Genomic DNA, 14,928 nt, shown 5'->3' with positions numbered 1-14,928 from the left:
GAACCGATCCCGCCACGCCGTGCTAGGATGAAAACATCGAAACCTTTGCGAAAAGGAGCGAGGCCATGGAGGACGTCACTTACACCAAAGGGCTCTACACGGCCACCGCGTCGATAAGAGAAGTCGCACATGACGCCTGGCAAGGTGTCGTCACCCTCGCGCGCGACGAAGGCGAACCCAGCGCCGATCAGGAAACCACGCTCTACGAAGTCGACTCGACGTCGTCGACGCCGGGAGAAGCGCTCGAAGAAGCCAAAGCGCTCGCACATCGTATCCTCGGGGAAATCGAACTGTAGGCCGAACCAAGGGGCAGCGCGTCGCGCGTCCTCGCGCATCGGCGCGCCGCTGCCGGATCGGCCGGCTGGAGGCGATCATGGCTGAACAGCTGTTCCAATACGGCGTGTATTCGATTCACGTTCGTCCGCTCGAACTCAGTGGCGCGCGCTGGGACGCGGAATACGAAATCCGTCATCGCGAGAAGGCCGTCAAGGCGTGGACCACGGTCGGCGGCGACGCGGGTTATGCCGAGCAGGCCGAAGCGGTGGAAAGTGCGCATCGGCAGGCGGTCGACGATATCGAGCATGGCGCGGGAATTCCGAAGCCGCGCGTGTTTCCGTGACGGCGAGTGGGTGGGTGTGGCGCGCGGCTACGCCCGACCCGCTCGCCGCGCGTGATGCGACCTGACCCAGCCTGAATTCCGGGACGCGCCCGAAAGCATTTCAACGACGGCATCGCGCAACCTCGCACCCTGGCGATACATCGCGCCGCGCTGCCTTCGCACCGCGCGGGAACTCGCGCAGCGCGCCATGCTACGCTGTCCACGTCTTCATTCCCACGAGCGCGTGATGGCAAGCGAACCGTCAGACCGTTTTTCCACGCTCGGCGACACCGACGCGAGGCGCCGCGCGCGCGGCAGTCGCGAAATGCGTCTCGACGATCGCGTGGTGATCGCGCACGGCATGCCGACGCCGCTGTGGCAAGACCTGTATCACCGCGCGCTCGGCGTGCGCTGGCCGGGGTTCTTCGTGTCGCTCGCGCTGCTGTTCCTGCTGCTCAACATCGTGTTCGCCATGCTCTACATGCTCGGCGACGCTCCGATCGCGAATCAGTTTCCGAAGGGCTTCGCCGGCGCGTTCTTCTTTAGCGTCGAAACCCTCGCGACGGTCGGCTACGGCGACATGCATCCGCAAACCGTCTACGCGCACTGGATCGCGACGCTCGAAATCTTCATCGGCATGTCGAGCATCGCGTTGGCGACCGGGCTGATCTTCGCGCGCTTTTCGCGGCCGCACGCGAAGATCATGTTCGCGCGCTACGCGGTGATCCGGCCGATCGACGGCCGCATGACGTTGATGGTGCGTTCGGCCAACGCGCGTCAGAACGTGATCGCCGAGGCACGCGCGCGGCTGCGCATCATGCGCCTGGAGACCTCGATCGAAGGCTTTACGCTGCGCAAGCTCTACGACCTCGCGCTGGTGCGCGACCAGCACCCGGTCTTCAAGCTCGGCTGGACGCTGATGCACATCATCGACGAAGCGAGCCCGCTGTTCGGCGAAAACGCCGAATCGTTGAAAGGCCGCGACGTTTCGCTGCTGCTCACGCTCGAAGGCATCGACGAATCGACGTCGCAAACCATGCAGGCGCGCCACATGTGGACTTGCGACCAGATCGTCTGGCAGCACCGGTTCGTCGACATCATGAGTGAGCGCGACGGCGTGAGCCACATCGACTACGCGCACTTCGACGAAATCGTGCCGCTCGATGCGGCACCGCTCCAACCGGACATCGCGGCGAACACGGCGCAATAGCAACAGCCATCGTCCCATTCGCCGCCCCACGATACCCCAGGGCATACCCGAAGCGCGCCGCCGCGTGGCAAATCCGGCTCAAAAGCGGGCCGAAACGCGCGACTCGTCGCGCCCATTCGCGCACGCCCGATTAAAGAAGAAATAATTCACTCTCACGAGCGCTAAAAAATAGAGTCTCTTTCGCTGCGCGGCATCCGTGACCCCACCGCCCGCGCGCGAAGCCAGAACATTGGAGACTCCCCCATGACCGCTCGCCTGCCCATCGACGGCACGCCCGCACTCGCCGACTATAAGCTTTCCGACAATCTCACCGCGACGCGCGGACGGATCTTTCTGACCGGCACGCAGGCGCTCGTGCGCCTCGCGCTGATGCAGCGCGCGCTCGACAAGACCCGCAACCTGAACACGGCCGGCTTCATCAGCGGCTATCGCGGCTCGCCGCTCGGCATGGTCGATCAGCAGTTGTGGAAGGCGAAAAAACTGCTCGCCGCGAGCGACATCCGCTTTCTGCCCGCGATCAACGAAGAACTCGGCGGCACCGCCGTGCTCGGCACGCAGCGCGTCGAAGCCGATCCCGAGCGCACCGTCGATGGCGTATTCGCGATGTGGTACGGCAAAGGCCCGGGCGTCGACCGCGCGGGCGATGCCTTGAAGCACGGCAACGCGTACGGCTCGTCGCCGCACGGCGGCGTGCTGGTGGTCGCGGGCGACGATCACGGCTGCGTGTCGTCGTCGATGCCGCATCAGAGCGACTTCGCGTTGATCGGCTGGCACATGCCGGTCGTGAATCCGTCGAACATCGCGGACATGCTCGAATTCGGCCTGTATGGCTGGGCGTTGTCGCGCTTCTCCGGTGCGTGGGTCGGCTACAAGGCCATTTCGGAGACCGTCGAATCGGGCTCGACCGTCGATCTCGACGCGCTGCAAACCGAATGGACACCGCCACCGGAATTCGAAGCACCAGCCGGCGGTCTGCACAACCGCTGGCCCGATCTGCCGAGCCTGACGATCGAAGCGCGCCTGCACGCGAAGCTCGACGCGGTGCGCCAGTTTGCGCGCATGAACAGCATCGACAAATGGATCGCGCCGAGCCCGCACGCCAATGTCGGCATCGTCACCTGTGGCAAGGCGCATCTCGATCTGATGGAAGCGCTGCGCCGGCTCGATCTGACGGTCGCCGATCTCGACGCGGCCGGCGTGCGCATCTACAAGGTCGGGCTGTCGTTTCCGCTGGAGATGACGCGCATCGACGCGTTCGTGTCGGGTCTGTCCGAAGTGCTCGTGATCGAAGAGAAAGGCCCGGTCATCGAGCAACAGATCAAGGACTATCTGTACAACCGCACACAAGGCACACGGCCGGTCGTGGTCGGCAAGCACGCCGAAGATGGCACGTTGCTGCTGTCGTCGCTCGGCGAATTGCGGCCGTCGCGCATTCTCCCGGTGTTCGCGAACTGGCTCGCGAAGCACAAGCCGGCGCTCGATCGCCGTGAACGCGTCGTCGATCTGGTCGCGCCGCAGATCCTGTCGAACGCGGCGGACAGCGTGAAGCGCACGCCGTACTTCTGCTCCGGCTGCCCGCACAACACGTCGACGAAAGTGCCGGACGGCTCGATCGCGCAGGCGGGCATCGGCTGTCATTTCATGGCGTCGTGGATGGAGCGCGACACGACCGGGCTGATTCAGATGGGCGGCGAAGGCGTCGACTGGGCCGCGCATTCGATGTTCACGAAAACCCGCCACGTATTCCAGAATCTTGGCGACGGCACCTACTTTCACTCCGGCATTCTCGCGATCCGCCAGGCGGTCGCCGCGAACGCGACGATCACCTACAAGATCCTCTATAACGACGCGGTCGCGATGACGGGCGGCCAGCCGGTCGACGGCAGCATCTCGGTGCCGCAGATCGCACGTCAGGTCGAAGCCGAGGGCGTGTCGCGCTTCGTCGTGGTCAGCGACGAGCCGGAGAAATACGACGGCCATCACGGCCAGTTTCCGCAGGGCACGACGTTTCACCATCGCAGCGAGATGGACGCGGTGCAGCGCCAGTTGCGCGACACCGACGGCGTGACCGTGCTGATCTACGACCAGACCTGTGCGGCCGAAAAACGCCGGCGCCGCAAGAAGGGCGAATTCCCCGACCCGAACAAACGGCTCTTCATCAACGAGGAAGTCTGCGAAGGCTGCGGCGATTGCGGCGTGCAGTCGAACTGTTTGTCGGTGGAACCGGTGGAAACCGCGCTCGGTCGCAAGCGCCGCATCGATCAGTCGTCGTGCAACAAGGACTACTCGTGCGTGAACGGCTTTTGCCCGAGCTTCGTCACCATCGAAGGCGGTACGCTGAAAAAAGCCGCGGGCGACGCGTTCGATCCGCAGGCGCTCGCCGCGCACGTCGACGCGTTGCCGATTCCCGCGACGCAACTCGATGCCGCGCCGTACGACATCCTCATCACGGGCGTCGGCGGCACCGGCGTCGTGACGGTCGGCGCCTTGATCAGCATGGCCGCGCACCTCGAAGGCAAGAGCGCGTCGGTGCTCGACTTCATGGGCTTCGCGCAGAAGGGCGGCGCGGTGCTGTCGTTCGTGCGCTTTGCCGCCCGCGACGAATGGCTGAACCAGGTCCGCATCGACACGCAGCAGGCCGACGTGCTGCTCGCCTGTGACACGGTGGTCGGCGCGAGTGCCGATGCACTGCAGACGGTGCGACATGGCCGCACGCGCATCGTCGTCAACACGCATGCGATTCCGAACGCGAGCTTCGTGCAGAACCCGGATGCGACGCTGCATGCCGACGCGCTGATCGACAAGATGCGTCACGCGGCCGGGGAAGAGCGTATGTCGACGTGCGACGCGCAAGCGCTCGCAACGCGTTTTCTCGGCGATACGATCGGCGCGAACATTCTGATGCTCGGTTTCGCGTGGCAGCTCGGTCTCGTGCCGGTGTCGTTCGCCGCGATGATGCGCGCGATCGAACTGAACAACGTCGCCGTGCAGATGAACCAGCTCGCGTTCTCGATCGGGCGCATGGCCGCGGCTGATCCCGCCGCGCTCGAATCGCTGTGGCAGTCGCGTCATGCACCGAAGCCGAGCGTGCGGGTCGATACGCTCGACGAGCTGATCGCCCATCGCGAAGCACGGCTGCTCGCGTATGGCGGCGCGGCTTATGTGAAGCGATATCGCTCGCTCGTCGATGCGGCACGGCGCGCGGAAACCGCCGTCGATGCGGCGAGCGAGCGCGTGACGCGCGCGGTCGCGAGCACGTTCTACCGGCTGCTCGCGGTAAAGGATGAATACGAAGTTGCGCGTCTGCATACGGATACCGCGTTCCGCGATGCGCTCGAAGCGCAGTTCGAGGGCGTCGCCGGCAAGGACTTCACGATCCGCTTCAACCTCGCGCCGCCGACGCTCACGCGCGCGCAGCCCGGCGCCGCGCCGACGAAGAAAACCTATGGTCAGTGGATGTGGCCCGTGCTCGGCCTGCTCGCGAAATGGCGCGGTCTGCGTGGCTCTGCGCTCGATCCGTTCGGCCGCACGCTCGAGCGCAAGATGGAGCGCGAGCTCGCGAGCGATTACGAAGCCACGCTGCACCGTGCGCTAGCGAAACTCGACGCGGGCCATCTCGACGACGTCGCGAAACTCGCTGAGCTGCATGCGCGCGTGCGCGGGTATGGGCACGTGAAGCTGGCGAATCTGGCGGGGGTCAAGCGTGGTGAGCGTGACCTCGCCGCGCGCCTCGGCATCGATGCGGCGACGGGTGTCGCGGTGAAGAAGTCGCTCGAGGAGATGAAGGGCGCCGGGCAGTTGCGCGGCATTCCGGTGGTGGTCGCGAAGTAAGTGGTTCTTTGCGCTGCTCACCGTTGCATTGCGTCGAGCAGCGCCCTCACCTGCATCACCTTCGCCGGATCGACTGGCGCGAGTCCGTTGCCGTTCACGCGCACGCCGGAGCCGAAATGCACGGCCTCGACGTGCGTTTTGCTCACGAACTCCGCGACCGCATCGACCGTCAAGCCGGCACCGGCGAGCACCGTGCAATGCGAGCCGGCAGCCTGCCGCAGCAATTCGCCGATCGTCGCTTGCGCCCGCAGCACCGACGGCTGTCCGCCCGACGTCAGCACATTCGTCACCGCCTCGAAACCGAGCAATACGTCGAGCGCTTCGCGCAGATCGCGCGCCTCGTCGAACGCGCGATGGAACGTGATCGCGAGTCCATCGGCAGCTTCGCACGCGCGCGCGAGACCTTCGCGGTCGATCCCCCGCTCCGCATCGAGCATGCCGATCACGATGCCGTTCGCGCCGGCCGCCTTGACGGCCCGGATGTCGCGCAGCATCACCGCGTAGTCGTCGGCGTCGTAGACGAACGCGCGGCTATGCGGCCGCACGATCACGTTCACGGGGACGCCGGCTGCCCGGACGCCGAGCGCTGAAACCACCGCCTCGATCAACCCCACACTCGGCGTCAATCCGCCCTCGCCCATCGCGGTCACGAGTTCGAGACGGTCGGCACCGGCCTGCGCGGCAGCGCGCGCATCGGCGACGGTCGTGGCAATCACTTCGAGCAGCACGGACATGAGCGCAACCTGGTGTCGTTGAAAACGACACCATGTCAGATGCGCGCGTCGCGTTCGTCTTCGACCCAGTCGATATCGCCGCACAGCACGCAGGTCTCGCTGCCGACGCGCGTTGCCACCGACAGCGTCACGCACGGCAACGCCTCGTTGATCGACAGATACGGCCGCGTCACGTGCACCCGCTCCGGCGCATTGATCGCGACGCTGAAGTACGGCCGACGCAGCCAGTTCGCGCCCTGCGCGTCGGCGAGCGGCAGAAAGCGCGTTTCGTGCGCCGCGCGATCGGCGCGCAGCACGACGTTGCGGCCGGCCTGGCGCCCCTTCGCGTCGAGCAGAAAACAGCGCGCCACGTGATCGAGCGCGAGGAAATTCCAGCACACCTCGTCGAGCGGCTCACCGGCGGCGAGACGCTCCGCGGCGCGCTCGAACGCGCGCAGATACGGCGCGAGCCGACTCGCGCTGCGCCGCTCGCGTGCCTCGGCCTGCTCACGATAACGCTCGGTGACTTCGCCGATGCAAACCGCCGCGTGGATCGGATCGGCAACACCCGGATTCGGCCGGCCAAAGAAAAAGCCCTGCACGAAGTCGGCATTGCAGGCGAGCGCCATCTGCGCTTCGTGCTCGGTTTCGATGCCCTCGATCAGCACGAGCTTGCCCGCTTCATGCAGCATCGCCACGAGCCCCGGCAGGATCGTCGCCATGTCGGCGCGATGCGCGGCATGCGACAGCATGACGCGGTCGAGCTTCACGATGTCGGGATTCAGTTGCCAGATCCGCTCGATGTTCGAATGGCCGGCGCCGAAATCATCGAGCGCGATCAGGAAGCCGCGCTCGCGAAACTCGCGCACCGCGTCGGCGAGTCGATCGAGATCTTCGGCGCTCTGCTCGAGCACTTCGAGCACGACGCGCCGCGGCGACAGATCGAGCCGCCGCAGGTTGGCGAGCAAAGCGGCCGCGAGATACGGGTCGGTCAGCACGCCCGGGTGCACGTTCAGGAACAACCATTCGCGCTCGGCGCCGAGCACCTTGAAGTTCTCCAGATGCAGCGTCTGCGCCAGCCGGTCGATCTGCAGCGCGTCGCCGAGGCGCGCGGCCTCGCCGAACACATCGAGCGGCGACACCGCGCGATCGAGCGCGTCGTGCGCGCGCAGCAAGCCCTCATAGCCGACCGCGCGCAGGTGCGACAGACTGAAAATCGGCTGGAACACGCTGGTAAGCGTCAGTTCGCCGTGCTGCACCGAATAGCGTTGAAGGCCCGAGCTCACCTCGACCTCGAAGCCGTGCGGCACGCTCGCCGCCCTGTCCTGTTGCGCAATCGTCATGCAATCCTCTCACGCGAGAGCCGGCCGGTCCGAACGCGACCGGCAACGAGCTCTCAAAATGTGCGTCATCATTACCGGTTAAGCAAGGTCCATGCGCACGCTGACGCACACTGCGCTGTAACTCGGCCGAAACATTGCACCGGCGACAGCGCTCGTGCGCCGCCCGTGGGCGTCGCGCGCACCGTTGCGGTGCACCGATTCGCAGGCCGCGTCGCGGCGAAGCTCGCGGCAACGGCGCGCGCCGCCGGGCTACACTCGACCCTGCGCATCGCGCCCTCTCCCGGGACAACCCCTGCATCCCCCGAAACAACACGATGGAAATTGTCTTTACCGTCCTGATCCTGCTACTCGCGGTCGCCGCGTCCGGGATGCTGACCCGCGCGCTGCCGTTCAAGCTGCCGCTGCCGCTCGTGCAGATCGCGATCGGCGCGATGCTCGCGTGGCCGCGCCTCGAATTGCACGTCGCGTTCGATCCGGAAATCTTCATGCTGCTGTTCATTCCGCCGCTGCTGTTCGCGGACGGCTGGCGCATCCCGAAGCGCGAGTTCTTCATGGCGCGCCGCGCGATCCTGATGCTCGCGCTAGGCCTCGTGTTCATGACGGTGCTGGTGGTCGGTCACTTCGTGCACGCGCTGGTGCCGCAGATCTCGCTGCCGGTCGCATTCGCGCTCGCCGCCGTGTTGTCGCCGACCGACGCAGTCGCGCTGTCCGGCATCGCCGGCAAGGGCAAGATTCCGGTCCAGCTGATGCATATCCTCGAAGGCGAGGCGCTGATGAACGACGCGTCAGGCCTCGTCGCGCTGAAGTTCGCGATCGCCGCCGCGCTGACCGGCGCGTTCTCGCTGCGCGAAGCGTCGGTGAGCTTCGTGATCATCGCGGTGGGCGGCCTCGCGGTCGGCGCGGCGGTGAGCGCGGTGTTCAGCTTCGTGTCCGCGCGCTTCCTGAATCTCACCGAAGAAGGCGATCCCGCGCCGGGCGTCGTGATGACCCTGCTGATCCCGTTCGCCGCCTATCTGACCGCCGAGCGCTTCGAGCTGTCGGGCGTTCTCGCCGCGGTCTCCGCCGGCATGATGATGAACTACGCGAGCATCACGGAAAAATGGCAGGTCGCCTCGCGCGTGCGGGCCTCGAGCACGTGGACGATGATCGAGTTCGTGTTCAACGGCATGGTGTTCATCATGCTCGGCCTGCAGTTTCCGCGCATCCTCGGCCGCGCGCTGCTCGACGCGCACGAAACCAATGACGCGCAGGTCGCGCTGCTGATCGGCTATATCGTTGCGGTGGCGCTCGCGCTGTACGCGATGCGCTTCGCGTGGGTGTGGCTGCTGCGCTGGTTCGCGAGCCGCGGCGCGACGAAGCACGGCGTCGCGAACGCAGTGCCCGGGTTGCGCATGGTGTCGGTGACGACGGTGGCCGGCGTGCGCGGCGCGGTGACGCTCGCGGGCGTGCTGTCGCTGCCGGAGGTGCTGCCGAACGGCACGCCGCTGCCGGGACGCGATCTCGCGATCTTCATCGCGTCGGGGGTGATCCTGGTGTCGCTGCTGGTGGCGGTGGCCGCGTTGCCGCTGCTGCTGCGGGGCTGGCGGCGCGGCAAGGACCCGCACGCCGCCGAGGAAGCACTCGCGCGTACGCTCGCCGCGCAGTCGGCGATTCGCGCGATCGATCATCTGCACGACACGGAATGCGCGGACCTCGAGGAATCGGCTCAGGCGTACGCGACCGATGTAACCGCGCGGGTAATGGACCTGTACCGCCGCCGCCTCGCGACGCTCGACGACGAACAGGCGCCACGCGAACTCGCGCGCCGTGCCGATGCCCTCGAATTCCGCATGAAGCTCGCGGCGATGCGCGCCGAGCGCAAGACGCTGCTCGACCTGCGCGACACCCAGCGCATCAACGACGAGACGCTGTACAAGCTGATGCGCGAGGTGGATCTGTCGGAAACGGCGCTGACCGCGCGCAAAAGGTAGGAGTTGGCTGCCGCATCGGCGTCGGCACCGGCGCTTGACATGCCAGTGCCGATAAAAAACGCTCAGGCCACCGGCCCTTGCGTCGGCTTTCTTCTCAGCAGCGCGTACAGGATGATCGCGCCGAACGTCGCGGTGCCGATGCCACCGAGCCCGAAGCTGCCGAGCTTCAGCGAGAAGTCGCCGGCGCCGAGCACGAGCGTGACGGCCGCGACGATCAGATTGCGGTTGTCGGAGAAGTCGACCTTGTTGACGACCCAGATGCGCGCGCCCGTCACCGCGATCAGCCCGAATACGACGATCGACACACCGCCCAGCACCGGTCCCGGAATCGTCTGGATCACCGCGCCGAACTTCGGCGAAAAGCCGAGCACGAGGGCGATCAACGCGGCGATCACGAACACCAGCGTCGAATAGATCTTCGTGACCGCCATCACGCCGATGTTCTCCGCGTACGTGGTCACGCCGGTACCGCCCGCGAAGCCGGACACGACCGTCGCGAGCGCATCGCCGAGAAACGCGCGGCCGATATAGCGGTCGAGGTTCTGGCCCGTCATCGCGCTGACGGCCTTGATGTGGCCGAGGTTTTCGGCGACGAGGATCACCGCGATCGGCGCGAGCAGCGTCATCGCGTGCGGGTCGAACACCGGCGACATGAAGTGCGGCATGCCGAACCACGCGGCGTTCGCGACGATCGAGAAATCGATCGGCTTGCCCATGCCGAGGCCGTTCGTGACGATCGCGTAAATGACGTAGGCGAGCAGCAGGCCGACCAGGATCAGCAGACGCTGGAGCATGCCGCGCGTGAACACCGCGACCGCGCCGACGCACAGCACCGTGACGAGCGCCATCCACGACTCGAAATTGCTGCCGCTCACGCCATGCACGGCGATCGGCGCGAGGTTCAGACCGATCACGCAGACGATCGCGCCGGTCACGACCGGCGGCATCAGCGTTTCGATCCAGCCCGTGCCGACCGCCGCCACGATCAGGCCGATCACCCCGTACGCGACGCCGCACGCGATGATGCCGCCCAACGCGACCGCAATATTCGGGTTCGCGCCGTGTCCGCCATAGCCGGTCACCGCGATCACGAGGCCGATGAACGCAAAGCTCGAACCGAGATAGCTCGGCACGCGCCCGCCGACGAGCACGAAGAACAGCAGCGTGCCGATCCCCGACATGAAAATGGCCAGGTTCGGATCGAAGCCCATCAGCAGCGGCGCGAGCACGGTCGAGCCGAACATCGCGACGACGTGCTGGACGCCCATCGCGAACATCTGCGGCCACCCGAGCCGTTCGTCGATGCCGACGATGCCGCCTTCGGCGCCAGCAGGCTGGCGGCGCCAGCGGGGGAAATAGGATGCGGCCATCGCGGGGATTCTCCTCAGGGTCGGCGTAGTGTGTGCCGATCACGCGCTGCGGCGTGGGTCCGGCAAAAGTTACGCGCGAGTTTACGGAGAGCAATAAGGGCTGGCAAGCGGGCCGACAAGTGGCTCGGGAAACGAGCCCTGGAAGCGCGTCAATTCGCGCGGCGCGGGTCGGGGTCCGGCGTCACCGCGGCGCCGTCCCGCGAGGAGTGGTCCGTCGGCGCGCCGTACAGCATCACCCGATTGCGGCCGGCATCCTTCGCGCGATACAGCGCTTCGTCGGCGGCGTCGACGAGCGCGCGGCTCGTCGCGAGCGCCGCGCCCTGCGCGGTCGCAGCGCCTGCGCTCACCGTCAGCACGTGATGCGTGCTGGCCACATGGCGGCATTGCAGCGCCTGCACCGCCGCGCGGATCTGCTCGGCGATCCGCTGCGCGCCCGTCGCGTCGGTGTCCGGCAGCAGCACCGCGAACTCCTCGCCGCCGAAGCGCGCGGCCGTATCGCCCGGACGTCGCACGTTCTGCGCGATACAGCGCGCGACGCCGATCAGCGCTTCGTCGCCGGCCGAATGGCCGTACAGGTCGTTGAAGCCCTTGAAGTTGTCGACATCGATCAGCAGCAGCGACAGCGGCCGGCCGGTGCGCTGCGCGCGTCGCCATTCGTCGTTCACGTGCTCCTCGAAGGCGCGGCGGTTGTTCAGGCCGGTCAGCCCGTCCGTGCGCGCCAGTTCGCGCAACTCTTCCTCGGCCGCGCGGCGCAGACGCAACTGGCGTGAGAACAGGATCGCGAGCGCGATGATCGTCACGTCGAGCGCGCCGATCAGCGTGCCGATGATCCATGCGCGCCGCCGCCACTCGACGTAGACGTCGCGCGTCGAGAGCGCGACGTCGAGGATCAGCGGAAAGCCGTCGATATGGCGGAACGCATACCAGCGCTCGACGCGATCGATCGCCGCCATGCCGAAGAAGTCGCCGCTCGGCTGCTTGATGAAGCGCGAGAAGTTGGCCGAGCCGGTCAGATTGATGCCGATCGTTTTCGAATCGTAAGGACGGCGCATCAACATCGTGCCGTCGCTGAGCATCAATGCCATCGAGCCGCTCGGCCCGAGCTTCATGCCGTCGAACAGCCGATGGAAATACGTGAGGCGCAGCGTGCCGACTACCACGCCGCCGAAGCTGCCGTCCGGCCTCGAGATGCGCCGGCTCAGCGCGATGCGCAGGTCGTCGTCGGTGCCGCTCGGGCTGAACGGATGGCTGATGTACAGGCCGACGTCGGGTGAAGCGCGCTGCGCCTTGAAGTAATCGCGGTCCGCATGGTTACTTGCGCGCGGCGGCCACGCGCGTGAATCGAAGCGCACGTTGCCGTTCTCGTCGAGCACGAATACCGAGCCCATGTCCTTTGCGCTGATCGAGCCGTCGAACAGCACCATCTGGCGGATCTCCGGCGGCAGATCGAGCACGCCCGGCTGCTTCAGTCCGTCGATCACCGCGCGCAGCGACAGGTCGTAGATCTCGAGATTGCGCGAAACATCGCGCTGGACCAGCAGGGATATGTTGGCGATGGAGTCCTGCGCGCGCCGCAACGCATCGTCGCGCATCTGTGCGAGCAGCGACACGGCGATCGCGAGGATCGCGCCAGCCAGTAAGACACTGATCGCAATCACGTTGTTCGGTCGGCGCGTCACCATGCGTTTTTGGTTCTGACATGCGCTGAACGTCGCGCGTGAAGAAGCGGCCGCGTCTCGGCAATCACCGTCAAAAACGCGACCTACGAAAACGTGAGCGTAGCAGACATGGCGCGCAGGCAAACGTTTGCGTAGCCGGGTTTTTGCCCGCATGCACCGGAACGGCACGCCAGAAGTCCCGTCCGGCGGGGGTTGCGCCCGATCGCCAGATTATCCAGGCGCCGTCCAAATATTCGGATAGCAAATGCGAATTGGCTGGATAGTTGGCCTCGCCACTTGGGTATTCAATCGAGCCTGTCACGTTCAAACGATTGGACACAAGGAGAGAGAGACATCATGAGCGAGAAGCGCAGCGCCTCGGAATGGCGCGAATTCGTCAGCGGCTGTCTGGACTTCCGCCCCGCGGAAGGCGTGTACCGGATTGCCCGCGAAATGTTCACGGAGCCAGAGCTGTTCTCGCTCGAGATGGAGCACATCTTCGAGAAGGCCTGGATCTATGCGTGCCACGAAAGCGAGATCCCCAACAAGAACGATTTCCTGACGATGCGCGCGGGCCGCCAGCCGCTGATCATCTCGCGCGACGGCGCCGGCAACCTGAACGCGATGATCAACGCGTGCCAGCACCGCGGTGCGACGCTCACGCGTATGACCAAGGGCAACCAGTCGACCTTCACGTGCCCGTTCCATGCATGGTGCTACAAGAACGACGGCCGGCTCGTGAAGGTGAAGGCGCCGGGCGAATACTGCGACGACTTCGACAAGTCGGTGCGCGGCCTGAAGAAAGCGCGCATCGCGAGCTACAAGGGCTTCGTGTTCGTGAGCCTCGACGTCGACGGCATCGACACGCTCGAAGACTATCTCGGCGACGCGCGCATCTTCTTCGACATGATGGTCGCGCAGTCGCCGACCGGCGAGCTCGAAGTGCTGCCCGGCAAGTCGACCTACACGTTCGACGGCAACTGGAAGCTGCAGAACGAGAACGGTCTCGACGGCTATCACGTGAGCACCGTGCACTACAACTACGTGGCGACCGTGCAGCACCGCATCGAGTCGAATGCGAAGAAAGGGGATAACCCCGGCGGCACGCTCGACTACAGCAAGCTCGGCGCCGGCGACAGCGAAACCGACGACGGCTGGTTCGCGTTCAGGAATGGCCACAGCGTGCTGTTCAGCGACATGCCGAACCCGCAAGTGCGTCCCGGCTACGAGAGCGTGATGCCGCGGCTCGTCGAAGCCTACGGCCAGGACAAGGCCGAATGGATGATGCACCGGCTGCGCAATCTGAATGTTTACCCGAGCCTGTTCTTCATGGACCAGATCAGCTCGCAGCTGCGCATCGTGCGGCCGGTCGCGTGGAACAAGACCGAGGTCATCAGCCAGTGCATCGGCGTGAAGGGCGAGTCGGCGAAGGATCGCGAGAACCGCATCCGTCAGTTCGAAGACTTCTTCAACGTGTCCGGCATGGGCACGCCCGACGATCTCGTCGAGTTCCGCGAGCAGCAGCGCGGCTTCCAGGCGCGCCTCGAACGCTGGAGCGACATCTCGCGCGGGCATCACAAGTGGGCCAGCGGCGCGACCGCGAACACCACGCTGCTCGGCGTCGAGCCGAATCTGACCGGCACCGAGCTGACCCACGAAGGGCTTTACGTGAACCAGCACGGCACCTGGCGCGACACGATCCTCAAGGGTCTCGACAAATCCATCGAATCGCAGGGAGAGCAGGCATGAGCCAACTCCAACACTCCGTCGAGCAGTTTCTGTATCTGAAGGCCGATCTGTGCGACAAGCAGCAATGGGACGAATATGTCGACCTGTTCGATCCGCAGAGCGTGTTTCATGTGCCGCAGTGGGATTCCGAGCACGTGTACACGACCGATCCGAAGCAGGGCATGTCGCTGATTTACTACTCGGATCGCGCCGGTCTCGAAGACCGCGTGTTTCGGCTGCGCACCGGCAAGTCGGCCGCGTCGACGCCGCTGCCGCGCACGATGCATCAGATCAGTAACGTGCGCCTCAGCGAGCGCGAAGATTCGAGCGTCGAAGCGAACGTGAACTGGTCGACGCTGTACACGCGTCACGGCTCGACCGACTACTTCTACGGCCGCGCGGTGTACGACCTGCAAGCGTCGGGCGATAGCTGGAAGATCAAGCGCAAGCACGTGCTGCTGCTGAACGACCACATCAACGCGGTGCTGGATTTCTACCATCTGTGAG

The 14,928-nt window shown here is 65.7% G+C and carries 11 protein-coding genes; 7 read left to right on the top strand and 4 right to left on the bottom strand.

Translation table 11 applies throughout. From position 1 onward, the window contains the following. The first annotated feature begins 65 nt into the window (after window positions 1-65). From HWY30_RS03290 to HWY30_RS03275, 4 genes are all read left to right on the top strand, one after another. Window positions 66-296 (top strand): hypothetical protein, encoded by a 231-nt coding sequence (locus HWY30_RS03290; protein ID WP_018419210.1) that lies wholly within the window; start codon window positions 66-68, stop codon window positions 294-296. Between the two features lie 77 nt (window positions 297-373). Beyond that, on the top strand, window positions 374-619 hold the full coding sequence (locus tag HWY30_RS03285) for a hypothetical protein (RefSeq protein ID WP_090802738.1): 246 nt from the start codon (window positions 374-376) through the stop codon (window positions 617-619). 226 nt (window positions 620-845) lie between these two features. Beyond that, window positions 846-1,808, top strand: coding sequence for an ion channel (locus HWY30_RS03280; protein ID WP_090802736.1), 963 nt, complete (start codon window positions 846-848; stop codon window positions 1,806-1,808). 243 nt (window positions 1,809-2,051) lie between these two features. Continuing rightward, window positions 2,052-5,639, top strand: coding sequence for an indolepyruvate ferredoxin oxidoreductase family protein (locus HWY30_RS03275; protein WP_090802735.1), 3,588 nt, complete (start codon window positions 2,052-2,054; stop codon window positions 5,637-5,639). Window positions 5,640-5,656: 17 nt separating this feature from the next. Here the strand turns inward: HWY30_RS03275 and HWY30_RS03270 are convergent, their stop codons facing one another. Continuing rightward, entirely contained in the window at window positions 5,657-6,373 is a 717-nt protein-coding gene (locus HWY30_RS03270) for a copper homeostasis protein CutC (protein ID WP_090802733.1), read from the bottom strand. 35 nt (window positions 6,374-6,408) lie between these two features. Then, a complete protein-coding gene (locus tag HWY30_RS03265) occupies window positions 6,409-7,695 on the bottom strand; it encodes an EAL domain-containing protein (protein ID WP_090802732.1) in 1,287 nt (428 codons plus the stop codon). Window positions 7,696-8,009: 314 nt separating this feature from the next. On the opposite strand from HWY30_RS03265, the gene HWY30_RS03260 reads away from it, so the two are divergent. Beyond that, the gene (locus HWY30_RS03260; RefSeq protein WP_090802730.1) at window positions 8,010-9,665 is read left to right on the top strand and encodes a Na+/H+ antiporter; all 1,656 of its coding nucleotides are present in this window, start codon (window positions 8,010-8,012) and stop codon (window positions 9,663-9,665) included. A 62-nt stretch (window positions 9,666-9,727) separates the two neighbouring features. Here HWY30_RS03260 and HWY30_RS03255 read toward each other — a convergent pair whose 3' ends face one another. Together HWY30_RS03255 and HWY30_RS03250 are read right to left on the bottom strand one after the other, a co-directional pair. After that, window positions 9,728-11,035 carry a solute carrier family 23 protein gene (locus HWY30_RS03255; protein WP_090802728.1) on the bottom strand — a complete coding sequence of 436 codons (1,308 nt, stop codon included), beginning with the start codon at window positions 11,033-11,035 and terminating at the stop codon, window positions 9,728-9,730. A 149-nt stretch (window positions 11,036-11,184) separates the two neighbouring features. Next, entirely contained in the window at window positions 11,185-12,717 is a 1,533-nt protein-coding gene (locus HWY30_RS03250) for a sensor domain-containing diguanylate cyclase (RefSeq protein ID WP_090802724.1), read from the bottom strand. A gap of 333 nt (window positions 12,718-13,050) precedes the next feature. Here HWY30_RS03250 and antA point away from each other — a divergent pair, with 333 nt between their 5' ends. Both antA and antB read left to right on the top strand, forming a co-directional pair. Then, complete coding sequence (gene antA, locus HWY30_RS03245; RefSeq protein WP_090802722.1) at window positions 13,051-14,442, top strand: anthranilate 1,2-dioxygenase large subunit; 1,392 nt, start codon at window positions 13,051-13,053, stop codon at window positions 14,440-14,442. Further along, window positions 14,439-14,927: an anthranilate 1,2-dioxygenase small subunit gene (antB, locus tag HWY30_RS03240; RefSeq protein ID WP_090802720.1), complete on the top strand. Its 489-nt coding sequence runs from the start codon at window positions 14,439-14,441 to the stop codon at window positions 14,925-14,927. Before antA ends, antB begins: the two co-directional genes overlap by 4 nt. The last annotated feature ends 1 nt before the right edge of the window (window position 14,928 follow it).

This window comes from Paraburkholderia tuberum STM678 (assembly GCF_902833905.1).
Taxonomy (GTDB): Bacteria; Pseudomonadota; Gammaproteobacteria; order Burkholderiales; family Burkholderiaceae; genus Paraburkholderia; species Paraburkholderia tuberum.
The sequence above is the reverse complement of the archived record's forward strand: the minus strand, read 5'-3'. Positions and strand labels throughout refer to the sequence as shown.